The sequence below is a fragment of the Shigella dysenteriae genome (assembly GCF_022354085.1).
GTDB lineage: Bacteria > Pseudomonadota > Gammaproteobacteria > Enterobacterales > Enterobacteriaceae > Escherichia > Escherichia coli.
This window is the reverse complement of the sequence record NZ_CP055055.1, coordinates 25144-48446: the sequence shown is the minus strand read 5'-3', so window position 1 is coordinate 48446 and position 23303 is coordinate 25144. Positions and strand designations below refer to the sequence as shown.

Annotated in this window: 25 protein-coding genes; 15 read left to right on the top strand and 10 right to left on the bottom strand. The window is 50.6% G+C overall.

Going from position 1 to position 23303, the window contains the following annotated elements:
- Window positions 1–112 precede the first annotated feature (112 nt).
- On the bottom strand, window positions 113–325 hold the full coding sequence (gene rpmE, locus HUZ68_RS00290; protein WP_000710769.1) for a 50S ribosomal protein L31: 213 nt from the start codon (window positions 323–325) through the stop codon (window positions 113–115).
- 202 nt (window positions 326–527) lie between these two features.
- On the opposite strand from rpmE, the gene priA reads away from it, so the two are divergent.
- From priA to HUZ68_RS00245, 9 genes are all read left to right on the top strand, one after another.
- Window positions 528–2726 carry a primosomal protein N' gene (priA, locus tag HUZ68_RS00285; RefSeq protein WP_239594003.1) on the top strand — a complete coding sequence of 733 codons (2199 nt, stop codon included), beginning with the start codon at window positions 528–530 and terminating at the stop codon, window positions 2724–2726.
- A 155-nt stretch (window positions 2727–2881) separates the two neighbouring features.
- Window positions 2882–3907 (top strand): DNA-binding transcriptional regulator CytR, encoded by a 1026-nt coding sequence (cytR, locus tag HUZ68_RS00280; protein WP_000644904.1) that lies wholly within the window; start codon window positions 2882–2884, stop codon window positions 3905–3907.
- Window positions 3908–3998: 91 nt separating this feature from the next.
- Window positions 3999–4958, top strand: coding sequence for a cell division protein FtsN (gene ftsN, locus HUZ68_RS00275; RefSeq protein ID WP_239594002.1), 960 nt, complete (start codon window positions 3999–4001; stop codon window positions 4956–4958).
- Between the two features lie 92 nt (window positions 4959–5050).
- The gene (gene hslV, locus HUZ68_RS00270; protein WP_000208242.1) at window positions 5051–5581 is read left to right on the top strand and encodes an ATP-dependent protease subunit HslV; all 531 of its coding nucleotides are present in this window, start codon (window positions 5051–5053) and stop codon (window positions 5579–5581) included.
- Between the two features lie 9 nt (window positions 5582–5590).
- Window positions 5591–6922 carry an HslU--HslV peptidase ATPase subunit gene (gene hslU, locus HUZ68_RS00265; protein WP_001293341.1) on the top strand — a complete coding sequence of 444 codons (1332 nt, stop codon included), beginning with the start codon at window positions 5591–5593 and terminating at the stop codon, window positions 6920–6922.
- 66 nt (window positions 6923–6988) lie between these two features.
- Complete coding sequence (gene menA, locus HUZ68_RS00260) at window positions 6989–7915, top strand: 1,4-dihydroxy-2-naphthoate polyprenyltransferase (RefSeq protein ID WP_000139496.1); 927 nt, start codon at window positions 6989–6991, stop codon at window positions 7913–7915.
- 92 nt (window positions 7916–8007) lie between these two features.
- On the top strand, window positions 8008–8493 hold the full coding sequence (gene rraA, locus HUZ68_RS00255) for a ribonuclease E activity regulator RraA (protein WP_000872908.1): 486 nt from the start codon (window positions 8008–8010) through the stop codon (window positions 8491–8493).
- A 59-nt stretch (window positions 8494–8552) separates the two neighbouring features.
- Window positions 8553–9227 (top strand): hypothetical protein, encoded by a 675-nt coding sequence (locus HUZ68_RS00250; RefSeq protein ID WP_239594001.1) that lies wholly within the window; start codon window positions 8553–8555, stop codon window positions 9225–9227.
- Window positions 9228–9349: 122 nt separating this feature from the next.
- The gene (locus tag HUZ68_RS00245; protein ID WP_000232687.1) at window positions 9350–9976 is read left to right on the top strand and encodes a hypothetical protein; all 627 of its coding nucleotides are present in this window, start codon (window positions 9350–9352) and stop codon (window positions 9974–9976) included.
- A gap of 38 nt (window positions 9977–10014) precedes the next feature.
- Here HUZ68_RS00245 and zapB read toward each other — a convergent pair whose 3' ends face one another.
- Window positions 10015–10260 (bottom strand): septal ring assembly protein ZapB, encoded by a 246-nt coding sequence (gene zapB, locus HUZ68_RS00240; RefSeq protein WP_001296623.1) that lies wholly within the window; start codon window positions 10258–10260, stop codon window positions 10015–10017.
- A 425-nt stretch (window positions 10261–10685) separates the two neighbouring features.
- Between zapB and glpF the strand changes: the two genes are divergently transcribed.
- The 4 genes from glpF to fpr all read left to right on the top strand — a co-directional run bounded on the left by glpF (window position 10686) and on the right by fpr (window position 15145).
- Window positions 10686–11531: a glycerol uptake facilitator protein GlpF gene (gene glpF, locus HUZ68_RS00235; protein ID WP_000084268.1), complete on the top strand. Its 846-nt coding sequence runs from the start codon at window positions 10686–10688 to the stop codon at window positions 11529–11531.
- 22 nt (window positions 11532–11553) lie between these two features.
- Complete coding sequence (gene glpK / locus HUZ68_RS00230; RefSeq protein WP_000136788.1) at window positions 11554–13062, top strand: glycerol kinase GlpK; 1509 nt, start codon at window positions 11554–11556, stop codon at window positions 13060–13062.
- 229 nt (window positions 13063–13291) lie between these two features.
- Window positions 13292–14302, top strand: a complete 1011-nt coding sequence (gene glpX, locus HUZ68_RS00225) for a class II fructose-bisphosphatase (protein WP_239594000.1) — start codon at window positions 13292–13294, stop codon at window positions 14300–14302.
- A 96-nt stretch (window positions 14303–14398) separates the two neighbouring features.
- Window positions 14399–15145, top strand: a complete 747-nt coding sequence (fpr, locus tag HUZ68_RS00220) for a ferredoxin--NADP(+) reductase (protein WP_000796310.1) — start codon at window positions 14399–14401, stop codon at window positions 15143–15145.
- Window positions 15146–15149: 4 nt separating this feature from the next.
- On the opposite strand, the gene uspD is transcribed toward fpr, so the two are convergent.
- From uspD to HUZ68_RS00205, 3 genes are all read right to left on the bottom strand, one after another.
- Entirely contained in the window at window positions 15150–15578 is a 429-nt protein-coding gene (uspD, locus tag HUZ68_RS00215) for a universal stress protein UspD (RefSeq protein ID WP_000323555.1), read from the bottom strand.
- Between the two features lie 26 nt (window positions 15579–15604).
- On the bottom strand, window positions 15605–15904 hold the full coding sequence (locus HUZ68_RS00210) for a DUF406 domain-containing protein (protein ID WP_000655986.1): 300 nt from the start codon (window positions 15902–15904) through the stop codon (window positions 15605–15607).
- Between the two features lie 211 nt (window positions 15905–16115).
- A complete protein-coding gene (locus tag HUZ68_RS00205) occupies window positions 16116–16556 on the bottom strand; it encodes a DUF805 domain-containing protein (RefSeq protein ID WP_000155257.1) in 441 nt (146 codons plus the stop codon).
- A 100-nt stretch (window positions 16557–16656) separates the two neighbouring features.
- Here HUZ68_RS00205 and HUZ68_RS00200 point away from each other — a divergent pair, with 100 nt between their 5' ends.
- Both HUZ68_RS00200 and tpiA read left to right on the top strand, forming a co-directional pair.
- On the top strand, window positions 16657–17256 hold the full coding sequence (locus HUZ68_RS00200; RefSeq protein WP_000802226.1) for a YiiQ family protein: 600 nt from the start codon (window positions 16657–16659) through the stop codon (window positions 17254–17256).
- Between the two features lie 107 nt (window positions 17257–17363).
- Window positions 17364–18131, top strand: a complete 768-nt coding sequence (gene tpiA / locus HUZ68_RS00195) for a triose-phosphate isomerase (RefSeq protein ID WP_001216325.1) — start codon at window positions 17364–17366, stop codon at window positions 18129–18131.
- Window positions 18132–18185: 54 nt separating this feature from the next.
- On the opposite strand, the gene cdh is transcribed toward tpiA, so the two are convergent.
- From cdh to HUZ68_RS00170, 5 genes are all read right to left on the bottom strand, one after another.
- On the bottom strand, window positions 18186–18941 hold the full coding sequence (gene cdh / locus HUZ68_RS00190) for a CDP-diacylglycerol diphosphatase (protein ID WP_000708998.1): 756 nt from the start codon (window positions 18939–18941) through the stop codon (window positions 18186–18188).
- A gap of 106 nt (window positions 18942–19047) precedes the next feature.
- Window positions 19048–20037, bottom strand: a complete 990-nt coding sequence (gene sbp / locus HUZ68_RS00185; RefSeq protein ID WP_001045704.1) for a sulfate/thiosulfate ABC transporter substrate-binding protein Sbp — start codon at window positions 20035–20037, stop codon at window positions 19048–19050.
- A gap of 318 nt (window positions 20038–20355) precedes the next feature.
- Window positions 20356–21318: a 6-phosphofructokinase gene (gene pfkA / locus HUZ68_RS00180; RefSeq protein ID WP_000591795.1), complete on the bottom strand. Its 963-nt coding sequence runs from the start codon at window positions 21316–21318 to the stop codon at window positions 20356–20358.
- A 180-nt stretch (window positions 21319–21498) separates the two neighbouring features.
- Complete coding sequence (gene fieF, locus HUZ68_RS00175; protein ID WP_001076742.1) at window positions 21499–22401, bottom strand: CDF family cation-efflux transporter FieF; 903 nt, start codon at window positions 22399–22401, stop codon at window positions 21499–21501.
- 207 nt (window positions 22402–22608) lie between these two features.
- The gene (locus HUZ68_RS00170; protein ID WP_000416606.1) at window positions 22609–23250 is read right to left on the bottom strand and encodes a hypothetical protein; all 642 of its coding nucleotides are present in this window, start codon (window positions 23248–23250) and stop codon (window positions 22609–22611) included.
- Between the last annotated feature and the right edge of the window lie 53 nt (window positions 23251–23303).

Below are 23303 nucleotides of genomic sequence, written 5' to 3'. Positions count from 1 at the left end.
CAACAACAGGAAATGATAATGAGTTAACACCCCGGAATTTTTCAGAATTTATAAAAGGCAAATTACAGGCACAAAAAAAGCGCCGTGCGGCGCTTTTTTCGGAAATCCGGTCTTATTTGCTGCCCGGGATGTTGAAACGCTTGTTGAAGCGGTCAACACGGCCACCGGTAGCAACATCACGCTGTTTGCCAGTGAAGAACGGGTGGCACTTGCTGCACACGTCGAGGTTCAGGTCATGACCAACGGTGGAGCGGATTTTCATTACGTTACCGCAAGAGCAGCTAGCAGTAATTTCTTCGTATTTCGGGTGAATATCTTTTTTCATGGGAAAACCTCGGTTTAAGGCCGCGTCGCTCTTCCAGCCCTAACGCCAGACACCACGCGATGTTAAAAGTATAGCTTCAATACGATCATTTCGTACGAAGGCGCGAAATCATACAGAAATTAACCAGCGTATGCAAACTGATCCGCACTCTTCTACGGCAATGTGTATACTAACCCACCGAATTTCAAGTCAGGATGATGCTATGCCCGTTGCCCACGTTGCCTTGCCCGTTCCGCTTCCTCGTACCTTTGACTATCTGCTGCCAGAAGGCATGACGGTTAAAGCCGGGTGTCGCGTGCGCGTGCCGTTTGGCAAACAGCAGGAGCGCATCGGGGTTGTGGTGTCAGTTAGCGATGTCAGTGAGCTGCCGCTTAACGAGCTGAAAGCGGTAGTGGAAGTGCTGGACGTTGAGCCGGTATTTACTCACTCCGTCTGGCGGTTACTGCTCTGGGCGGCAGATTACTATCATCATCCGATTGGCGATGTGCTGTTTCATGCCTTGCCGATTTTACTGCGCCAGGGGCGGCCTGCGGCGAACGCGCCGATGTGGTACTGGTTTGCCACTGAACAAGGCCAGGCGGTGGATCTGAACAGCCTGAAACGCTCCCCCAAGCAACAACAGGCGCTGGCGGCGTTACGGCAAGGCAAAATCTGGCGCGACCAGGTCGCCACGCTCGAATTTAATGATGCCGCGTTGCAGGCGCTACGCAAAAAAGGTCTGTGTGATTTAGCAAGTGAAACACCAGAGTTTAGCGACTGGCAAACGAACTATGCCGTTTCTGGTGAGCGGTTGCGATTGAATACCGAACAGGCCACCGCCGTTGGCGCAATTCATAGCGCGGCAGATACTTTTTCTGCCTGGCTGCTGGCGGGCGTTACCGGTTCCGGTAAAACGGAGGTTTATCTCAGTGTACTGGAAAACGTGCTCGCTCAGGGCAAACAGGCGCTGGTGATGGTGCCGGAAATCGGCCTGACACCGCAAACTATCGCCCGTTTTCGTGAACGTTTTAATGCCCCCGTGGAAGTTCTGCATTCCGGCCTGAACGACAGCGAGCGGCTTTCGGCGTGGTTGAAAGCGAAAAATGGCGAGGCGGCGATTGTGATCGGCACCCGCTCCGCGCTGTTTACGCCGTTTAAAAATCTCGGCGTGATTGTCATTGATGAAGAGCACGACAGCTCCTACAAGCAGCAGGAAGGCTGGCGCTATCATGCCCGCGACCTGGCGGTGTATCGTGCGCATAGCGAGCAAATCCCGATTATTCTTGGCTCCGCAACACCCGCGCTGGAAACGTTGTGCAACGTCCAACAGAAAAAATACCGCCTGCTGCGCCTGACCCGTCGGGCAGGGAATGCGCGTCCGGCAATTCAACATGTGCTGGATTTAAAAGGTCAGAAGGTGCAGGCGGGGCTGGCTCCGGCGTTAATCACCCGTATGCGCCAGCATTTACAGGCCGACAACCAGGTTATCCTCTTTCTTAACCGCCGTGGCTTTGCGCCTGCCTTGCTGTGCCACGACTGCGGCTGGATTGCCGAATGTCCACGTTGCGATCACTACTACACGCTGCATCAGGCGCAACAGCATTTGCGCTGTCACCACTGTGACAGCCAACGCCCGGTGCCGCGCCAGTGCCCTTCCTGCGGTTCCACGCACCTGGTACCCGTGGGACTGGGCACCGAACAGCTTGAACAGACGCTCGCGCCGTTATTCCCTGGTGTGCCCATTTCTCGTATCGACCGCGATACCACCAGCCGCAAAGGAGCGCTGGAACAACAACTGGCGGAAGTGCATCGCGGCGGCGCGAGGATCTTGATTGGCACGCAAATGCTGGCGAAAGGTCACCACTTTCCGGATGTGACGCTGGTAGCGTTACTGGATGTGGACGGCGCGCTGTTTTCTGCCGATTTTCGCTCGGCAGAGCGTTTTGCCCAGCTATACACCCAGGTAGCAGGCCGTGCCGGGCGTGCGGGTAAACAGGGCGAAGTGGTGCTGCAAACGCATCATCCGGAACACCCGCTATTGCAAACGTTGCTCTATAGAGGCTACGACGCTTTTGCCGAACAGGCACTGGCTGAGCGACGCATGATGCAGCTGCCGCCGTGGACCAGCCATGTGATTGTGCGTGCGGAAGATCATAACAATCAGCATGCGCCGCTGTTCCTGCAACAACTGCGTAATCTGATCCTCTCCAGCCCGCTGGCAGACGACAAATTGTGGGTTCTCGGTCCGGTTCCGGCACTGGCACCTAAACGTGGCGGTCGCTGGCGCTGGCAGATATTGTTGCAGCACCCCTCCCGCGTGCGCTTGCAACACATCATTAACGGTACGCTGGCACTCATCAATACAATACCGGATTCCCGTAAGGTGAAATGGGTGCTGGATGTTGATCCGATTGAGGGTTAAGCCGCTCACGATGCGAGGCGGATCGAAAAATTCAATATTCATCACACTTTTCATGAAAATTCTGTAACCGTTTTCACGCGCTATCTGCTAAAAATGTTGCCGATGTGAAGTAAACATGGATGTAGTACGCCTGACGTGCCAGGCGAGGAGTGAGTGTGAAAGCGAAGAAGCAGGAAACTGCCGCGACCATGAAAGACGTTGCCCTCAAGGCAAAAGTCTCTACAGCGACCGTCTCCCGAGCATTAATGAATCCCGATAAAGTCTCCCAGGCCACCCGTAATCGGGTTGAAAAAGCGGCCCGGGAAGTGGGTTATTTACCGCAGCCTATGGGGCGCAACGTCAAGCGTAATGAATCCCGCACCATTCTGGTGATTGTCCCGGATATCTGCGATCCCTTCTTTAGCGAAATTATTCGCGGTATAGAAGTTACGGCGGCAAATCACGGATATCTGGTGCTGATTGGCGACTGTGCGCATCAAAATCAGCAGGAAAAAACCTTTATCGATTTGATCATCACCAAGCAAATTGATGGCATGTTGCTGCTGGGTTCAAGGCTGCCGTTTGATGCCAGCATTGAGGAACAGCGTAATCTGCCGCCGATGGTGATGGCGAACGAATTTGCACCGGAACTGGAGCTGCCTACCGTTCATATCGACAATCTGACCGCCGCATTTGATGCAGTAAATTATTTATATGAGCAAGGGCATAAACGGATTGGCTGTATAGCCGGTCCCGAAGAGATGCCGCTGTGTCACTACCGCCTGCAAGGTTACGTTCAGGCGCTGCGTCGCTGCGGCATTATGGTTGATCCGCAATACATCGCCCGTGGCGACTTCACCTTCGAAGCCGGAAGCAAAGCGATGCAGCAGCTGCTTGATCTTCCACAACCGCCTACTGCTGTCTTCTGCCATAGCGATGTGATGGCGCTCGGCGCACTTTCTCAGGCAAAACGCCAGGGGCTGAAAGTCCCGGAAGACCTTTCCATAATCGGTTTTGATAACATCGACCTGACGCAATTTTGTGATCCGCCGCTGACAACCATCGCGCAGCCGCGTTACGAAATCGGTCGGGAAGCTATGCTGTTATTGCTTGATCAAATGCAGGGGCAACACGTTGGCAGTGGCTCTCGTTTAATGGACTGCGAACTTATCATCCGGGGATCAACACGCGCGTTACCTTAAAGTAAACCTTTAAGACTGCCGTGACTGGTCAAAGGCCCGCCGCTTAAGTAACATGGCGGGCTGACGAACGAATAAATACAGCGAAACGATAGTGGCACAACGAGATTATGTACGCCGCAGCCAACCGGCACCTTCGCGGCGAAAAAAGAGCACCTCACGGAAAAAGCAACGAAATCTGCCTGCGGTTTCTCCCGCTATGGTCGCTATTGCTGCCGCCGTTCTTGTGACCTTTATCGGTGGTCTGTACTTCATTACGCATCACAAGAAAGAAGAGTCCGAGACGCTGCAAAGCCAGAAAGTGACCGGAAACGGACTACCACCAAAACCAGAAGAACGCTGGCGCTACATCAAAGAGCTGGAAAGTCGCCAGCCGGGTGTGCGTGCGCCCACAGAACCTTCTGCTGGTGGTGAATTGAAAACGCCGGAGCAACTGACACCAGAACAACGTCAGCTTCTTGAACAAATGCAGGCTGATATGCGCCAGCAGCCAACGCAGCTGGTTGAAGTTCCGTGGAATGAACAGACGCCGGAACAGCGCCAGCAAACGCTACAGCGCCAGCGTCAGGCGCAGCAATTAGCGGAACAGCAACGTCTGGCTCAGCAGTCGCGTACGACTGAACAAAGCTGGCAGCAGCAGACGCGTACGTCGCAAGCCGCGCCGGTACAGGCGCAACCGCGCCAGTCTAAACCGGCTTCTACTCAGCAGCCTTACCAGGATCTGCTGCAAACCCCTGCGCACACGACCGCGCAGTCGAAGCCGCAGCAAGCTGCGCCAGTTGCTCGTGCCGCTGACGCGCCAAAACCGACGGCGGAGAAAAAAGACGAACGCCGCTGGATGGTGCAGTGCGGTTCGTTCAGAGGCGCGGAACAGGCAGAGACGGTACGTGCTCAGCTGGCGTTCGAAGGATTTGACTCGAAAATCACCACCAACAATGGCTGGAATCGTGTGGTCATTGGCCCGGTGAAAGGCAAAGAGAACGCAGACAGCACCCTCAATCGGTTGAAGATGGCGGGTCATACAAACTGCATTCGGCTCGCCGCCGGGGGTTGAAACCCTCAAAATCCCCCCCATCTATAATTGCATTATGCCCCGTACTTTTGTACGGGGTTTGTACTCTGTATTCGTAACCAAGGGGTCAGCTCGTGACAACTATAGTAAGCGTACGCCGTAACGGCCATGTGGTCATCGCTGGTGATGGTCAGGCCACGTTGGGTAATACCGTAATGAAAGGCAACGTGAAAAAGGTCCGCCGTCTGTACAACGACAAAGTCATCGCGGGCTTTGCGGGCGGTACTGCGGATGCTTTTACGCTGTTCGAACTGTTTGAACGTAAACTGGAAATGCATCAGGGCCATCTGGTTAAAGCCGCCGTTGAGCTGGCAAAAGACTGGCGTACCGATCGCATGCTGCGCAAACTTGAAGCACTGCTGGCAGTCGCGGATGAAACTGCATCGCTTATCATCACCGGTAACGGTGACGTGGTGCAGCCAGAAAACGATCTTATTGCTATCGGCTCCGGCGGCCCTTACGCCCAGGCTGCGGCGCGTGCACTGTTAGAAAATACTGAACTTAGTGCTCGTGAAATTGCTGAAAAGGCGTTGGATATTGCAGGCGACATTTGCATCTATACCAACCATTTCCACACCATCGAAGAATTAAGCTACAAAGCGTAAGGATCTCCCATGTCTGAAATGACCCCACGCGAAATCGTCAGCGAACTGGATAAGCACATCATCGGCCAGGACAACGCCAAGCGTTCCGTGGCGATTGCTCTGCGTAACCGCTGGCGTCGCATGCAGCTCAACGAAGAGCTGCGCCATGAAGTGACCCCGAAAAATATCCTGATGATCGGCCCGACCGGTGTCGGTAAAACTGAAATCGCCCGTCGTCTGGCTAAGCTGGCGAATGCGCCGTTCATCAAAGTTGAAGCGACCAAATTCACCGAAGTGGGCTATGTCGGTAAGGAAGTGGATTCTATTATTCGCGATCTGACCGATGCCGCCGTGAAAATGGTACGCGTCCAGGCTATCGAGAAAAACCGTTATCGCGCTGAAGAACTGGCAGAAGAACGTATTCTCGACGTGCTGATCCCACCGGCTAAAAACAACTGGGGACAGACCGAACAACAGCAGGAACCGTCCGCTGCTCGTCAGGCATTCCGCAAGAAACTGCGTGAAGGCCAGCTTGATGACAAAGAAATCGAGATCGATCTTGCCGCAGCACCGATGGGCGTTGAAATTATGGCTCCTCCAGGCATGGAAGAGATGACCAGCCAGCTCCAGTCCATGTTCCAGAACCTGGGCGGCCAGAAGCAAAAAGCGCGTAAGCTGAAAATCAAAGACGCCATGAAGCTGCTGATTGAAGAAGAAGCGGCGAAACTGGTGAACCCGGAAGAACTGAAGCAAGACGCTATCGACGCTGTTGAGCAGCACGGGATCGTGTTTATCGACGAAATCGACAAAATCTGTAAGCGCGGCGAGTCTTCCGGTCCGGATGTTTCTCGTGAAGGCGTTCAGCGTGACCTGCTGCCGCTGGTAGAAGGTTGCACCGTTTCCACCAAACACGGGATGGTCAAAACTGACCACATTCTGTTTATCGCTTCTGGCGCGTTCCAGATTGCGAAACCGTCTGACCTGATCCCGGAACTGCAAGGTCGTCTGCCAATCCGCGTTGAGCTGCAGGCACTGACCACCAGCGACTTCGAGCGTATTCTGACCGAGCCGAATGCCTCTATCACCGTGCAGTACAAAGCACTGATGGCGACTGAAGGCGTAAATATCGAGTTTACCGACTCCGGTATTAAGCGCATCGCGGAAGCGGCATGGCAGGTGAACGAATCTACCGAAAACATCGGTGCTCGTCGTTTACATACCGTTCTGGAGCGTTTAATGGAAGAGATTTCCTACGACGCCAGCGATTTAAGCGGTCAAAATATCACTATTGACGCAGATTATGTGAGCAAACATCTGGACGCGTTGGTGGCAGATGAAGATCTGAGCCGTTTTATCCTATAATCGCGTTCAATCATTTTCATCATTGTTTGATGGGGCTGAAAGGCCCCATTTTTATTGGCGCGTATTATGACTGAACAACAAATTAGCCGAACTCAGGCGTGGCTGGAAAGTTTACGACCTAAAACCCTCCCCCTCGCCTTTGCTGCAATTATCGTCGGGACAGCGCTGGCATGGTGGCAAGGTCACTTCGATCCGCTGGTCGCCCTGCTGGCACTGATTACCGCCGGGCTATTACAGATCCTTTCTAACCTCGCCAATGATTACGGCGATGCAGTAAAAGGCAGCGATAAACCTGACCGCATTGGGCCGCTACGCGGCATGCAAAAAGGGGTCATTACCCAGCAAGAGATGAAACGGGCGCTCATTATTACCGTCGTGCTCATCTGTCTCTCCGGGCTGGCACTGGTTGCAGTGGCATGCCATACGCTGGCTGATTTTGTCGGTTTCCTGATTCTTGGCGGGTTGTCGATCATTGCCGCGATCACCTACACCGTGGGCAATCGTCCTTATGGTTATATCGGTCTGGGTGATATTTCCGTACTGGTTTTCTTTGGCTGGTTAAGCGTCATGGGGAGCTGGTATTTACAGGCTCATACATTGATTCCGGCACTGATCCTTCCGGCGACCGCCTGTGGCCTGCTGGCAACGGCAGTACTGAACATTAATAACCTGCGTGATATCAATAGCGACCGCGAAAATGGCAAAAACACGCTGGTGGTGCGCTTAGGTGAAGTGAACGCGCGTCGTTATCATGCCTGCCTGCTGATGGGCTCTCTGGTATGTCTGGCGCTGTTTAATCTCTTTTCGCTGCATAGCCTGTGGGGCTGGCTGTTCCTGCTGGCGGCACCATTACTGGTGAAGCAAGCCCGTTATGTGATGCGGGAAATGGACCCGGTGGCGATGCGACCAATGCTGGAACGTACTGTCAAGGGAGCGTTACTGACTAACCTGCTGTTTGTTTTAGGGATATTCCTAAGCCAGTGGGCAGCATAACTGACAAATATCAATTAACAATTGATGATTTTGCCAACAGCCTACATAGCGCGATATACTGAAAATTCTCGCAGCAACTGAATGTTAAGCCTATGAAATACGATACTTCCGAGCTTTGTGACATCTATCAAGAAGATGTTAACGTCGTGGAACCGCTGTTCTCCAACTTTGGCGGACGGGCGTCGTTTGGCGGACAAATAATCACGGTAAAATGTTTCGAGGACAACGGGTTGCTGTACGATCTGCTCGAACAGAATGGCCGTGGTCGTGTTCTTGTCGTCGATGGCGGTGGTTCTGTTCGTCGCGCACTGGTCGATGCTGAACTGGCGCGTCTGGCAGTACAAAATGAATGGGAAGGTCTGGTTATTTACGGCGCGGTGCGTCAGGTAGATGACCTGGAAGAGTTGGATATCGGCATCCAGGCGATGGCGGCAATTCCGGTTGGTGCCGCTGGCGAAGGCATTGGCGAAAGCGATGTCCGCGTCAATTTTGGCGGTGTAACCTTCTTCTCCGGCGACCATCTTTATGCCGACAATACCGGGATTATTCTTTCAGAAGATCCGCTGGATATTGAATAAGTATCTGCCATGCGTTAAAAGGGGAATTAAATTCCCCTTTTTTATACATGGACGTATTCATGCAGAATATTATTCTTTTATTTATATATTTATTACTTATAGCCGTTAACCATTTCCGCTACAAATTTCTTTTATCTGGCAACGCGGGTGAAATGATTTTATATTTTGCTAACGTATTTTTTAACCCACTTGCCTTATCATTTATTATCGCCACAATCATCTGTATAACGATAAAAAAAAGAAGCAGCCGCAGCTTTATTCGCGGCACTTGTTGGTTAATGGGATTATTTCTTATCTATAGCAGCTATACGGTGTGGGAACAACACAGCATATGGGATTATACTTTCCCGGAGCCAGGTATCACCGTCACGGTTCCGAGCAAACAGTGGGTTGCCAATATAGTAAAACAAGGACCAACCCTGGTGACCCGGGATGCCCATGCTATTTTAGCTATTGTTGCCTTCTCACAAAATGAACTCGGTGTGCATTCAATCGAGGAACTTACCGCGACTCAAAACGGAACTGCAGAAATGCATGTTTGTGATGTTCAGGGATTTGCCTGCGCTTATCAGGAAAGAGTGCAAACAATGAGTGATGGCAAAGTAAGACATGCTATTTTCATGACTCTACTGGATAACACTAATTTGATACAACTGGTCGCAGCTATCGACCCAGATTATTTGGACGAATATCAAGAAGAAGTAATGAAAATGATGCTTTCTGCTCGTCAATGATCTGATGTGCATGTTAATAATAATGGATTGATATGAGGTACGTTATCTTATTAATACTATGGATAATAACTGTTTTTCTTAGTCATCTTCAGCACAGTAACTTGCTTACTGGAGATCCTGGGATGGTTGGCGAGTATATCGGTTCAGTACTTCTTGGGCCGTTATTACTTCCCGTGCTTGTGTCAGGTATTCTGTGCACATTCACTAAAAAAACGCGTAACTTCGCCAGTTTTACTCGCGGGTGCTGTTGGGTATTGGGAGTCCTGCTTTTATCCAACGTCGGCAATACGTTTCGTCTGTTCACCCCGTGGCACTATACGTTTGAGAAGGCAGCTATTTCCGTGACTGTCCCAAACCGACACTGGAATACGGTTTCTATTAGTACTGATAAAACCATTGATATAAGAAGTGAAGATAATAGCGTCTTTATTTCTGCTTTCCGCCTGCCCGCAGGACGTAGCGCCGATGACTCGCTGGAAGAGTTAAAGAAGATGCAGCGAGACAATCTCAAGGATCAATACAATGAAGAAACCTTCCAGTTTCATGATTGTAATGCCAAACATTTCACCTGTAAGTATCAGGATGTGTTGATAAATTTTGATGGTCAGCAGAAAAGAACCATCAGTGTTTATCTTGAAGACACCCCCAGGGCTGTGGGGATCATTGCATTAATGGAGCCAGATACGGCAGATAAATATCGCCAACAGGCGATGGAGATTATGTTGTCTGCTAAAAATACAGTGAAGTAAAAAATAAGGCGCCTTGCGGCGCCTCTGCATGGAAGAGATTAAACCTCTTCCATGCGACCCAGCAGGGCCTGCAGACGTTCCTGCCAGCCGTTCTGCTGTTCTTTCAGATGGTTGTTCTCACGCTCCAGCTCTTCGCGCTGATGCTGGGCATTTTGAACTTCCTGCGACAGTGAGTTGTTTTTTTCTTTCAGCTCTTCGATTTCCATCTGCAACAGAGTGATGGTATCAATCGCCTGCTGTACTTTTGCTTCCAGTTTCTCAAACACTTCTAATGACATTGTCATACCTCTCCTGAATTGCAAGGCGTTGATGGATAAAAAATCCTCGTCCCGATTACCGGTGACGCCTTAATAAATACGAGCGCACTTTAGTTAGCTCCGATTGTATGAAGCCGCGCCATCGCTGTCCAGCGGCACGCCTTGCAGATTACGGTTTGCCACACTTTTCATCCTTCTCCTGGAGACATAATCCACACCAATCGAAAATGTTAATAAATTTGTTGCGCGAATGATCTAACAAACATGCATCATGTACAATCAGATGGAATAAATGGCGCGATAACGCTCATTTTATGACGAAGCACACACATTTTAAGTTCGATATTTCTCGTTTTTGCTCGTTAACGATAAGTTTACAGCATGCCTACAAGCATCGTGGAGGTCCGTGACTTTCACGCATACAACAAACATTAACTCTTCAGGATCCGATTATGAGTCAAACATCAACCTTGAAAGGCCAGTGCATTGCTGAATTCCTCGGTACCGGGTTGTTGATTTTTTTCGGTGTGGGTTGCGTTGCAGCACTAAAAGTCGCTGGTGCGTCTTTTGGTCAGTGGGAAATCAGTGTCATTTGGGGACTGGGGGTGGCAATGGCCATCTACCTGACCGCAGGGGTTTCCGGCGCGCATCTTAACCCCGCTGTTACCATTGCATTGTGGCTGTTTGCCTGTTTCGACAAGCGCAAAGTTATCCCTTTTATCGTTTCACAAGTTGCCGGCGCTTTCTGTGCTGCGGCTTTAGTTTACGGGCTTTACTACAATTTATTTTTCGACTTCGAGCAGACTCATCATATTGTTCGCGGCAGCGTTGAAAGTGTTGATCTGGCTGGCACTTTCTCTACTTACCCTAATCCTCATATCAATTTTGTGCAGGCTTTCGCAGTTGAGATGGTGATTACCGCTATTCTGATGGGGCTGATCCTGGCGTTAACGGACGATGGCAACGGTGTACCACGCGGCCCTTTGGCTCCCTTGCTGATTGGTCTACTGATTGCGGTCATTGGCGCATCTATGGGCCCATTGACGGGTTTTGCCATGAACCCAGCGCGTGACTTCGGTCCGAAAGTCTTTGCCTGGCTGGCGGGCTGGGGCAATGTCGCCTTTACCGGCGGCAGAGACATTCCTTACTTCCTGGTGCCGCTTTTTGGCCCTATCGTTGGCGCGATTGTAGGTGCATTTGCCTACCGCAAACTGATTGGTCGCCATTTGCCTTGCGATATCTGTGTTGTGGAAGAAAAGGAGACCACAACTCCTTCAGAACAAAAAGCTTCGCTGTAATATGACTACGGGACAATTAAACATGACTGAAAAAAAATATATCGTTGCGCTCGACCAGGGCACCACCAGCTCCCGCGCGGTCGTAATGGATCACGATGCCAATATCATTAGCGTGTCGCAGCGCGAATTTGAGCAAATCTACCCAAAACCAGGCTGGGTAGAACACGACCCAATGGAAATCTGGGCCACCCAAAGCTCCACGCTGGTAGAAGTGCTGGCGAAAGCCGATATCAGTTCCGATCAAATTGCAGCTATCGGTATTACGAACCAGCGTGAAACCACTATTGTCTGGGAAAAAGAAACCGGCAAGCCTATCTATAACGCCATTGTCTGGCAGTGCCGTCGTACCGCAGAAATCTGCGAGCATTTAAAACGTGACGGTTTAGAAGATTATATCCGCAGCAATACCGGTCTGGTGATTGACCCGTACTTTTCTGGCACCAAAGTGAAGTGGATCCTCGACCATGTGGAAGGCTCTCGCGAGCGTGCGCGTCGTGGTGAATTGCTGTTTGGTACGGTTGATACGTGGCTTATCTGGAAAATGACTCAGGGCCGTGTCCATGTGACCGATTATACCAACGCCTCTCGTACCATGTTGTTCAACATCCATACCCTGGACTGGGACGACAAAATGCTGGAAGTGCTGGATATTCCGCGCGAGATGCTGCCAGAAGTGCGTCGTTCTTCCGAAGTGTACGGTCAGACTAACATTGGCGGCAAAGGCGGCACGCGTATTCCAATCTCCGGGATCGCCGGTGACCAGCAGGCCGCGCTGTTTGGTCAGTTGTGCGTGAAAGAAGGGATGGCGAAGAACACCTATGGCACTGGCTGCTTTATGCTGATGAACACTGGCGAGAAAGCGGTGAAATCAGAAAACGGCCTGCTGACCACCATCGCCTGCGGCCCGACTGGCGAAGTGAACTATGCGTTGGAAGGTGCGGTGTTTATGGCAGGCGCATCCATTCAGTGGCTGCGCGATGAGATGAAGTTGATTAACGACGCCTACGATTCCGAATATTTCGCCACCAAAGTGCAAAACACCAATGGTGTGTATGTGGTTCCGGCATTTACCGGGCTGGGTGCGCCGTACTGGGACCCGTATGCGCGCGGGGCGATTTTCGGTCTGACTCGTGGGGTGAACGCTAACCACATTATACGCGCGACGCTGGAGTCTATTGCTTATCAGACGCGTGACGTGCTGGAAGCGATGCAGGCCGACTCTGGTATCCGTCTGCACGCCCTGCGCGTGGATGGTGGCGCAGTAGCAAACAATTTCCTGATGCAATTCCAGTCCGATATTCTCGGCACCCGCGTTGAGCGCCCGGAAGTTCGCGAAGTCACCGCATTGGGTGCGGCCTATCTCGCAGGCCTGGCGGTTGGCTTCTGGCAGAACCTCGACGAGCTGCAAGAGAAAGCGGTGATTGAGCGCGAGTTCCGTCCAGGCATCGAAACCACTGAGCGTAATTACCGTTACGCAGGCTGGAAAAAAGCGGTCAAACGCGCGATGGCGTGGGAAGAACACGACGAGTAATGTCAGGCACCTGAATCGATTGCCTGATGCTGATCGCCTGATGCGACGCTTACGCGTCTTATCAGGCCTACGAGCCAATTCCATTTTGTGTAGGCGGGATAAGGCGTTCACGCCGCATCCGGCATCACGCAGACTCTGAAACCGTGCGGGGGCAACCCCGCACACATCAATAATCCCACCCTTCCCCTGTGCTACACTTCGCGCCATTCCTTACTGCTTAGAGTTTGCTATGAGACGAGAACTTGCCATCGAATTTTCCCGCGTCACCGAATCTGCGGCGCTGGCTGGCTACAAATGGTTAGGACGCGGCGATAAAAACACCGCGGACGGCGCGGCGGTAAACGCCATGCGTATTATGCTCAACCAGGTCAACATTGACGGCACCATCGTCATTGGTGAAGGTGAAATCGACGAAGCACCGATGCTCTACATTGGTGAAAAAGTCGGTACTGGTCGCGGCGACGCGGTAGATATTGCTGTTGATCCGATTGAAGGCACGCGCATGACGGCGATGGGTCAGGCTAACGCGCTGGCGGTGCTGGCAGTAGGCGATAAAGGCTGCTTCCTCAACGCGCCAGATATGTATATGGAGAAGCTGATCGTCGGACCGGGAGCTAAGGGCGCCATTGACCTGAATCTGCCGTTGGCGGATAACCTACGCAATGTTGCCGCGGCGCTCGGAAAACCATTGAGCGAACTAACGGTAACGATTCTGGCTAAACCACGCCACGATGCCGTTATCGCAGAAATGCAGCAACTCGGCGTACGCGTATTTGCTATTCCGGATGGCGACGTTGCGGCCTCAATTCTCACCTGTATGCCAGACAGCGAAGTTGACGTGCTGTACGGTATTGGTGGCGCGCCGGAAGGCGTGGTTTCTGCGGCGGTGATCCGCGCATTAGATGGCGACATGAACGGTCGTCTGCTGGCGCGTCATGACGTCAAAGGCGACAACGAAGAGAATCGTCGCATTGGCGAGCAGGAGCTGGCACGCTGCAAAGCGATGGGCATCGAAGCCGGTAAAGTATTGCGTCTGGGCGATATGGCGCGCAGCGATAACGTCATCTTCTCTGCCACCGGTATTACCAAAGGCGATCTGCTGGAAGGCATTAGCCGCAAAGGCAATATCGCGACTACCGAAACGCTGCTGATCCGCGGCAAATCACGCACCATTCGCCGCATTAAGTCTATCCACTATCTGGATCGCAAAGACCGGGAAATGCAGGTGCACATCCTCTGATTGATTTGATCGATTGAGCCTTCCAGTCCTTCGGGACTGGAATTTTTTTGTTCGGAGAACGAAGATAAGGCAAGTCAATCAAAACAGGAGAAAAACATGGCTGATTGGGTAACAGGCAAAGTCACTAAAGTGCAGAACTGGACCGACGCCCTGTTTAGTCTCACCGTTCACGCCCCTGTGCATCCGTTTACCGCCGGGCAATTTACCAAGCTTGGCCTTGAAATCGACGGCGAACGCGTCCAACGCGCCTACTCCTATGTTAACTCGCCCGATAATCCCGATCTGGAGTTTTACCTGGTCACTGTCCCCGATGGCAAATTAAGCCCACGATTGGCGGCACTGAAACCAGGAGATGAAGTGCAGGTGGTTAGCGAAGCAGCTGGCTTCTTTGTTCTGGATGAAGTGCCAGATTGCGAAACGCTATGGATGCTGGCAACCGGTACAGCGATTGGCCCTTATTTATCGATTCTACAACTAGGCAAAGATTTAGATCGCTTCAAAAATCTGGTCCTGGTGCACGCCGCACGTTATGCCGCCGACTTAAGCTATTTGCCACTGATGCAAGAACTGGAAAAACGCTACGAAGGAAAACTGCGCATTCAGACGGTGGTCAGTCGGGAAACGGCAGCGGGGTCGCTCACCGGACGGATACCGGCATTAATTGAAAGTGGTGAACTGGAAAGCGCGATTGGCCTGCCGATGAATAAAGAAACCAGCCATGTGATGCTGTGCGGCAATCCACAGATGGTGCGCGATACCCAACAGTTGCTGAAAGAGACCCGGCAGATGACGAAACATTTACGTCGCCGACCGGGCCATATGACAGCGGAGCATTACTGGTAAGCGGTTACTTATCGATAAACGGCACGATGAGCAAATCCGCACTCAACTTATTGATCATCCCGCGATATGCCGGCATCAAACGGTTGATAAATGAGTGGTGATGACCACAGACAAGGAGGTCGCACTGCTCTTTTTGCATAATTTCCAGCAGTGTTTCCGGCATTTCTCCGCGTTCAATACGCAGTTTTGTCTTCGGCCATTGAATATTTTTCGTCAGTTTATACAGCTTGTTATCCGACTTATTCTTCAACAATTGAAGAATATCTTCTGTTGCAGGGAAGTAGATACCCGGGTACAACTCGCTTAAGCCATCATCAATATGAATTAACGTCAGGTGAGCGTCATTATGTCTGGCGAGCTCCAGGGCTTTATTCACCAGTAAGGCATCTTCTTCATTCCCGGAAATTGCCACGCCAATGTGTTTATAAGCCATGTTTAACTCCTTCTAAAGCAACTCCATCAAGCTAACGAACGCAGTGATAACTCAAAAATAATCATCTCGGCCTGGCATGAGAAGGTGAAGGCCGCATCAAGCTCAACTTGCCCCTCCAGATCCTTAATCTTATAGGCCACGCTGGCCCCTTCATCTGCAGAGGATGCAGCGGCGGCAAGCTCTTTCAGTTTGGTCATAAAGGACTCTGCTTCTTCGCGGGTGGCAAAAAAGCGCGAAAACTTACTGGTACAGTTGTCGTTATCAATCACCGTACCGATATCAATCGCACATCCTTTAGTACTGCATTTATCTACGACATCTTTCATAGGGCACCTCTGTATATTCGCCTCTCTGTCGATTACGACTTAAGAATAATGCGCCGTTAAGGGAAGAACAAACAAGTAATGATCTTATGGATTACCATTTTTTTTGATATTGCTTAAGGTGAAGAGTTCAGAAGGATTTTCCGGGTATTGTCATTTGCATCGTGGAAATAACAATCCCGGAAAAAAATAGCAGTAAGAGATATACTAAAGGTTAATTACTTGATTTATTGTCGGCTTTATACTTCACATCCTGAGTATCTTTACCATATTTATTTTCGCCTTGTGTGCCAACAAACGCACCAAGATCGATAAGCATCATCACCAGAATCAACGTCGGGACAAAACGCCCTACCGCCCATTGCCAGACACCCGGTAAAATCGCCCAGTTACCCGCCAGCAGCATCCACGCCACAATCATCAGAAATGCCCATGCGCCGGAACGCCCGCGATCATGCAAACGCTTAACGGTTACTGCCGCTGTTGGCCAGAGCAAGCACACAAGGCAAAACGCCGCGGTCTGAATATCGAGTAAATTTTTACCCGCCAGTGAGAAAAGCACCAGCATGCCTGCGAACCACAGGCCTATCCAAATCCAGAAATCACGGCGTCCAATACGCCCTTTAAATGAGAATAACCATTGCTGTATGGTCATGTAAGTTCCTTGATGGTTGTCTTTTCCAGGATTCTACCCTTTTGACAAGGGCGACAGATATCGTTTTAATCGGAGCCAGTCATAACAAAAGGTACTGTCAATGAAGCCAGGGTGTACGCTGTTTTTTCTCTTATGTTCTGCATTAACCGTTACAACAACGGCGCATGCACAAACACCAGATACGGCAACGACCGCGCCTTATCTGCTGGCTGGAGCCCCTACTTTCGATCTCTCCATCAGCCAGTTTCGAGAAGACTTTAACAGCCAGAATCCCAGCCTGCCACTGAACGAATTTCGTGCCATCGACAGCAGTCCCGACAAAGCCAATCTCACTCGTGCTGCAAGTAAAATTAACGAGAACTTGTATGCTTCTACAGCGCTGGAGCGCGGTACCTTAAAAATCAAAAGCATTCAAATGACCTGGCTACCCATCCAGGGGCCAGAGCAAAAAGCCGCGAAAGCGAAAGCTCAGGAATATATGGCAGCGGTGATCCGCACACTCACCCCATTAATGACCAAAACACAAAGCCAGAAAAAACTGCAGTCGCTACTAACGGCGGGGAAAAACAAACGTTATTACACCGAGACAGAAGGTGCACTGCGTTATGTTGTCGCGGACAACGGCGAAAAGGGGCTGACCTTCGCTGTTGAACCGATTAAGCTGGCGCTATCTGAATCGCTTGAAGGTTTGAATAAATGACAAAAAGCAAAGCCTTTGTGCCGATGAATCTCTATACTGTTTCACAGACCTGCTGCCCTGCGGGGCGGCCATCTTCCTTTATTCGCTTATAAGCGTGGAGAATTAAAATGCGACATCCTTTAGTGATGGGTAACTGGAAACTGAACGGCAGCCGCCACATGGTTCACGAGCTGGTTTCTAACCTGCGTAAAGAGCTGGCAGGTGTTGCTGGCTGTGCGGTTGCAATCGCACCACCGGAAATGTACATCGATATGGCGAAGCGTGAAGCTGAAGGCAGCCACATCATGCTGGGTGCGCAAAACGTGGACCTGAACCTGTCCGGCGCATTCACCGGTGAAACCTCTGCTGCTATGCTGAAAGACATCGGCGCACAGTACATCATCATCGGTCACTCTGAACGTCGTACTTACCACAAAGAATCTGACGAACTGATCGCGAAAAAATTCGCGGTGCTGAAAGAGCAGGGCCTGACTCCGGTTCTGTGCATCGGTGAAACCGAAGCTGAAAACGAAGCGGGCAAAACTGAAGAAGTTTGCGCACGTCAGATCGACGCGGTACTGAAAACTCAGGGTGCTGCGGCATTCGAAGGTGCGGTTATCGCTTACGAACCTGTATGGGCAATCGGTACTGGCAAATCTGCAACTCCGGCTCAGGCACAGGCTGTTCACAAATTCATCCGTGACCACATCGCTAAAGTTGACGCTAACATCGCTGAACAAGTGATCATTCAGTACGGCGGCTCTGTAAACGCGTCTAACGCTGCAGAACTGTTTGCTCAGCCGGATATCGACGGCGCGCTGGTTGGTGGTGCTTCTCTGAAAGCTGACGCTTTCGCAGTAATCGTTAAAGCTGCAGAAGCGGCTAAACAGGCTTAAGTCTGACAGGTGCCGGATTTCATATCCGGCACTTACTTTCCTTAACTCTTCGCCTTAACGCAAAATCTCACACTGATGATCCTGAATTTCCTCGGCTGAAGCACGGTTCAGCGTCAGTAGATTTCGTTGTGTCGCCAGCAATACAAATGAGTTATCACTCTGCCGCACCATCGCCAGCCCGTAGCTTCCCATATGTTCCCGCGCCTCAGGCACTTCTTCCGCCAGCATCATAAATGGGCTGCGTTGTACCAGTTCGCTTTCCGTTACCCGACGCGCCAGGTATTCATGCCCGCGCAAACCACCTGGCAGTGGCAACCAGCGGCTGCTGATGTTCGCCAGATTGTTATCCAGCTGTTCGCGCACATCAGGACGAATACAAGAGATATGAATATGAAAATGGTTTTGCGTACGCCCGGTGCGGGAGTTGATCGCCAAAGAAACCGCGCGATCGGGAACCGGCTGGCCGTATTTTTTGCTCATAAAATCACGCGCCTGCCAGGCCAACCAAAAGAAGTTCGGCGTTGAAGGATCGGTCAACAAAGGACTTTCAGTACCGTTAATACGATACGTTGGCATCAACAGATATTGCAGTGGGCCATTAAGATCTTTTAAAACCACGTATCCGGCATTGGGTTTGACTTCCGCACATGGCGAAGGATTTTGATTTTGCTGCTGATTGGGCAAACATTCCTCAAGGACAATCTTACGTAATGTATCCGACTCTTCACCGGTTAATTTCCAGTAACCAATACCGGCAGCCACAACGGCGATAACTATCATCACCAAAAAAAGAAGACCCGCTTTTTTCATCTTTTTTTCCCTGTACCTCAAAGAGATGCAAGGGTAACGCAAAATCGTGACAAATAAAAAACCCGGTCGCGAGAAACCACCGGGTTTGATAATTATCCTGGGGAAATCAGCGTTTGCTGATCTGATCGAACGTACCGCCGTTAGCAAAATGCTCTTTTTGCGCTTTCGTCCAGCCGCCGAACTCTTCATCAATGGTGAATAACTTCAGCTTTGGAAACGCATTTTCGTACTTTTTCGCCACCTCAGCGTCGCGCGGACGGTAGTAGTTTTTCGCGGCAATTTCCTGACCTTCTGGCGAGTAGAGATATTTCAGGTAGGCTTCCGCCACCTCTTTAGTACCTTTTTTCTCGACCACTTTATCGACCACCGACACGGTTGGCTCTGCGAGGATAGACTCACTCGGCGTGACGATTTCGAATTTATCTTTCCCCAGTTCATTCGCTGCCAGCAGAGCTTCGTTTTCCCAGGCGATCAGTACATCGCCAATTCCGCGCTCGACAAAAGTGTTAGTGGAGCCACGCGCGCCAGAATCCAGAACTTCGACGTTTTTATACAGTGCCCGAACAAAATCCTGTGCTTTTGCCTGATCGTTGTTGTTGTGATGCAGCGCGTAGCCCCAGGCTGCCAGGTAGTTCCAGCGCGCGCCACCAGAGCTTTTCGGATTAGGCGTGATCACCGAAACACCCGGTTTAATCAGATCGTTCCAGTCATGGATCTGCTTCGGATTTCCCTTACGTACCAGGAAAACAATGGTGGAAGTGTACGGTGCGGAGTTATCCGGCAGACGTTTGATCCACTCTTTATCAATCCGCCCGCGTTCCGCAATTGCGTCCACGTCATAGGCCAGAGCCAGCGTGACAACATCAGCTTCAATACCGTTGATTACCGACGTCGCTTGTTTACCTGAACCACCGTGTGACTGACGAATCACCACGTTATCACCAGTTTGCTGTTTCCAGTGGGCGCTGAATGCCTTGTTGTACTGTTCGTACAATTCGCGCGTTGGATCATATGAAACGTTAAGAAGCTGAATATCCTTTGCCATAACGCTGGTTGTCGCCAGCAAAAATGTTAACCCTACGCCCCACTTGTTCATCGCCCGACTCTCTTATGTTGTGTTGTGATGAGCAAAGCGTGCCAGAAGGTTAACCAAACATTAAAGAATAAAAAAAGATTGGCTATAACTTGCGGGTATATGTTGGGGGTTAAAAAGGCGGAAGAAATCCGCCTCATATTGCTGACAAAGTGCGCTTTATCGATGCCGGATGCGGCGCGAACGCCTTATCCGGCCTACAAAAGTTTGTAAATTCAATAAATTGCAGAATTCACGTAGGCCTGATAAGCGAAGCGCATCAGGCATTTTTGCTTCTGTCATCGGTTTCAGGCTAAAGGAATCTGCCTTTTTCCGAAATCATTAATACAGTTTTTTCGCGCAATCCAGCCAGTCGCCTTTGAACGGACGCTTCATGTTTTCGATAGCGTCGATGATGTCGTGGTGAACCAGCTGTTCGTTCTGGATACCTACGCAACGACCGCCGTAACCTGCCAGCAGCAGATCGATAGCGTAAGCGCCCATACGGGAAGCCAGAATACGGTCGTAAGGCACCGGAGAACCACCGCGCTGGATATGGCCCAGCACAGTTGCGCGGGTTTCACGACCGGTTTCTTTCTCGATGAAATGCGCCAGTTCGTCAACATCACACATATGTTCGGTAATCGCCACGATCGCGTGTTTTTTACCTTTCGCGATACCCGCTTTGATTTCGTTTACCAGGTCTTCACGGCTGAATTCAACTTCCGGAACCACAACGAATTCACAGCCACCGGCAATAGCCGCAGCCAGCGTCAGATCGCCACAATAACGGCCCATCACTTCCACCACGGAAATACGCTGGTGAGAAGAAGAGGTGTCACGCAGACGGTCGATCGCTTCTACAACGGTGCTCAGCGCAGTGAAGAAACCGATAGTGTAGTCAGTGCCTTTGATGTCGTTGTCGATAGTGCCCGGCAGGCCGATGCACGGGAAGCCCATTTCGGTCAGACGCATTGCACCCATGTAGGAACCGTCACCGCCGATAACCACCAGCGCATCGATCCCACGTTTTTTCAGGTTTTCGATAGCCACGGCGCGGATGTTCTCGTCGCGGAATTCCGGGAAACGCGCAGAACCGAGGAACGTACCGCCACGGTTGATCATGTCAGAAACGCTGTAACGGTCTAGCTGTACCATACGGTCTTCATACAGACCCAGATAGCCGTCATAAATGCCCATTACTTCCAGACCTTCTGTCAGCGCAGAACGAACAACCCCGCGAATTGCGGCGTTCATGCCTGGCGCATCACCGCCGCTTGTCAACACACCGATTTTCTTAATCATGACTACCTCTGAACTTTGGAATGCAAAATGAAATCTGTTGCCGGAAGTCTTCTTGCACATCGAAGTGATCCAACGAATGTGCAAATAGTATAACAATCACTTCCTGCTGAATTGATTCAGGTCAGGCCAAATGGCGGTATTTTATACACAAAATGCGGGTCTGGCTCTCTTTTATACTGATTATGAAAGCATAGACCGTTTACCCTCCCTGGGTACGACGGAACAGGGGTCCTGATGGATAATCACATCCGATCCCGGAAAACGCCGTAAAATAGCCTGCTCTACCTGATCCGCCACCATATGTGCCTGAACCAAAGGCAGAGAGTCTTCCATTTCCAAATGAATCTGAATAAAGCGGGTCGGCCCTGACTGCCGCGTGCGAAGATCGTGAGCGCCGCTAACACCCGGCCAGGAAGTCACGATATCAATAATTTCTTGCCGTTCCTCATCAGGTAATGCGCGATCCAGTAATGACTGTACCGCCTCATATCCCATGCGTAACGCGCTATATAAAATATAGATGCCGATTCCCAATGCAAACAGAGCATCGGCGCGATGCCAGCCGTACCAGGACAACCCCAGCGCGAGCAGAATTGCGCCGTTCATCATAACATCAGACTGGTAATGTAGCATATCAGCCCGCACCGCCTGGCTTTGCGTCCGGCGCACCACCCAACGCTGAAACGAGACAAGGATAATCGTACAAATTAGCGCCACAATTGTCACGATAACCCCGACGCCTGGATCTGTCATCGGTGTTGGAGATATCAGATGTTGAATACCCGTCAAAAAAAGGAATAGTGCCGAACCGGAGATAAACATACTTTGCGCCAGCGCCGCGAGGGACTCAGCTTTACCGTGACCAAACGAGTGATTATCGTCGGCAGGTTGCAGGGAATATCGCACCACCAGTAAATTCGTCAACGACGCGCCGATATCCACCAGCGAATCCACCAGCGCGGCGAGAATACTCACCGACCCGGTATACCACCATGCAAAAATTTTAATCAGCAATAGCAGCGAAGCCATCGCCGTCGCAGCAATCGCCGCCCGACTGACCAGCCGTCCATAAGATTGATTCATAATTACTCCCGCTATCAACTGACGCTAGTATAACGGAAGCAAATCATCTGCAATGCATTAAGCAGCAGGCAAATTGAGGATAAAAAAAACCCCCACATCATGTGGGGGAAGACAGGGATGGTGTCACAAAAAAGCACCTAACCTGATGATATAAATGGATTTATGTCAGCCGCTGTCCACATAGCGTCCACATCGTTCAGCGTCCGTTTAATCGGACGCTTTTAAATTTTTATTTTTCCCTGCAGAAAAATTAGCTTTCCCGCTGTTTTGCAACTCAACAAGAGGAGATAACCGTCGGTAAACAGCCAAAAGTATCTTTAACTGAACCAGTTCATCTGCCCCCGATAGTTGAACCAAGTTTTTACGTTGTTCTTCACTAAGTGCCATCACAGATTCAAGTGATTTAACTGCGTCAGAAACAAGTTCAATCTCTTTAATTTGATTCTGTATACGCAGCTTCTCTGATTTCAACTTTGCCCATTCTCTTTGTCGATATGTACGCATCACCTGATCGTAAACTTTGTTGGCAGCCAGAATACTTCCACCAACAGCAGTAACTAACTCAGCAATCTGCCAAGAGATATCAATAAGAGCAGACAATTCAATAAAGCCAGGAGAGGCATACTGAATTTTTTTCACTACAGGACGTAAATCTGGTGGAGTCGCACTGTAAGCCCCTCTAAAAAAGTTCACTACACTGTGCCCACCCTCCCAAGGCATTGTTGAATATCCTCTTGATCCTCCTTTTAGGCCATAAAAAAAACCATATAGCTGCAAATACTCTTTCGTTAAGACCGCGAAATCAGCTAACTCCCAACGATTATCAAGCTCAATTATAACTTTTTCCATTTTCCACCAACCTGTCCAACTTTAAAAAGTTACTTTTAAGTATATGATAAACA

Excerpts from the sequence above, each read along its gene's own strand:
- rpmE (WP_000710769.1), bottom strand. The coding sequence starts at position 325 with ATGAAAAAAGATATTCACCCGAAATACGAAGAAATTACTGCTAGCTGC.
- priA (WP_239594003.1), top strand. The coding sequence starts at position 528 with ATGCCCGTTGCCCACGTTGCCTTGCCCGTTCCGCTTCCTCGTACCTTT.
- hslU (WP_001293341.1), top strand. The coding sequence starts at position 5,591 with ATGTCTGAAATGACCCCACGCGAAATCGTCAGCGAACTGGATAAGCAC.
- menA (WP_000139496.1), top strand. The coding sequence starts at position 6,989 with ATGACTGAACAACAAATTAGCCGAACTCAGGCGTGGCTGGAAAGTTTA.
- rraA (WP_000872908.1), top strand. The coding sequence starts at position 8,008 with ATGAAATACGATACTTCCGAGCTTTGTGACATCTATCAAGAAGATGTT.
- HUZ68_RS00250 (WP_239594001.1), top strand. The coding sequence starts at position 8,553 with ATGCAGAATATTATTCTTTTATTTATATATTTATTACTTATAGCCGTT.
- HUZ68_RS00245 (WP_000232687.1), top strand. The coding sequence starts at position 9,350 with ATGGTTGGCGAGTATATCGGTTCAGTACTTCTTGGGCCGTTATTACTT.
- zapB (WP_001296623.1), bottom strand. The coding sequence starts at position 10,260 with ATGACAATGTCATTAGAAGTGTTTGAGAAACTGGAAGCAAAAGTACAG.
- glpF (WP_000084268.1), top strand. The coding sequence starts at position 10,686 with ATGAGTCAAACATCAACCTTGAAAGGCCAGTGCATTGCTGAATTCCTC.
- glpK (WP_000136788.1), top strand. The coding sequence starts at position 11,554 with ATGACTGAAAAAAAATATATCGTTGCGCTCGACCAGGGCACCACCAGC.
- glpX (WP_239594000.1), top strand. The coding sequence starts at position 13,292 with ATGAGACGAGAACTTGCCATCGAATTTTCCCGCGTCACCGAATCTGCG.
- fpr (WP_000796310.1), top strand. The coding sequence starts at position 14,399 with ATGGCTGATTGGGTAACAGGCAAAGTCACTAAAGTGCAGAACTGGACC.
- uspD (WP_000323555.1), bottom strand. The coding sequence starts at position 15,578 with ATGGCTTATAAACACATTGGCGTGGCAATTTCCGGGAATGAAGAAGAT.
- HUZ68_RS00210 (WP_000655986.1), bottom strand. The coding sequence starts at position 15,904 with ATGAAAGATGTCGTAGATAAATGCAGTACTAAAGGATGTGCGATTGAT.
- HUZ68_RS00205 (WP_000155257.1), bottom strand. The coding sequence starts at position 16,556 with ATGACCATACAGCAATGGTTATTCTCATTTAAAGGGCGTATTGGACGC.
- HUZ68_RS00200 (WP_000802226.1), top strand. The coding sequence starts at position 16,657 with ATGAAGCCAGGGTGTACGCTGTTTTTTCTCTTATGTTCTGCATTAACC.
- tpiA (WP_001216325.1), top strand. The coding sequence starts at position 17,364 with ATGCGACATCCTTTAGTGATGGGTAACTGGAAACTGAACGGCAGCCGC.
- cdh (WP_000708998.1), bottom strand. The coding sequence starts at position 18,941 with ATGAAAAAAGCGGGTCTTCTTTTTTTGGTGATGATAGTTATCGCCGTT.
- sbp (WP_001045704.1), bottom strand. The coding sequence starts at position 20,037 with ATGAACAAGTGGGGCGTAGGGTTAACATTTTTGCTGGCGACAACCAGC.
- pfkA (WP_000591795.1), bottom strand. The coding sequence starts at position 21,318 with ATGATTAAGAAAATCGGTGTGTTGACAAGCGGCGGTGATGCGCCAGGC.
- fieF (WP_001076742.1), bottom strand. The coding sequence starts at position 22,401 with ATGAATCAATCTTATGGACGGCTGGTCAGTCGGGCGGCGATTGCTGCG.
- HUZ68_RS00170 (WP_000416606.1), bottom strand. The coding sequence starts at position 23,250 with ATGGAAAAAGTTATAATTGAGCTTGATAATCGTTGGGAGTTAGCTGAT.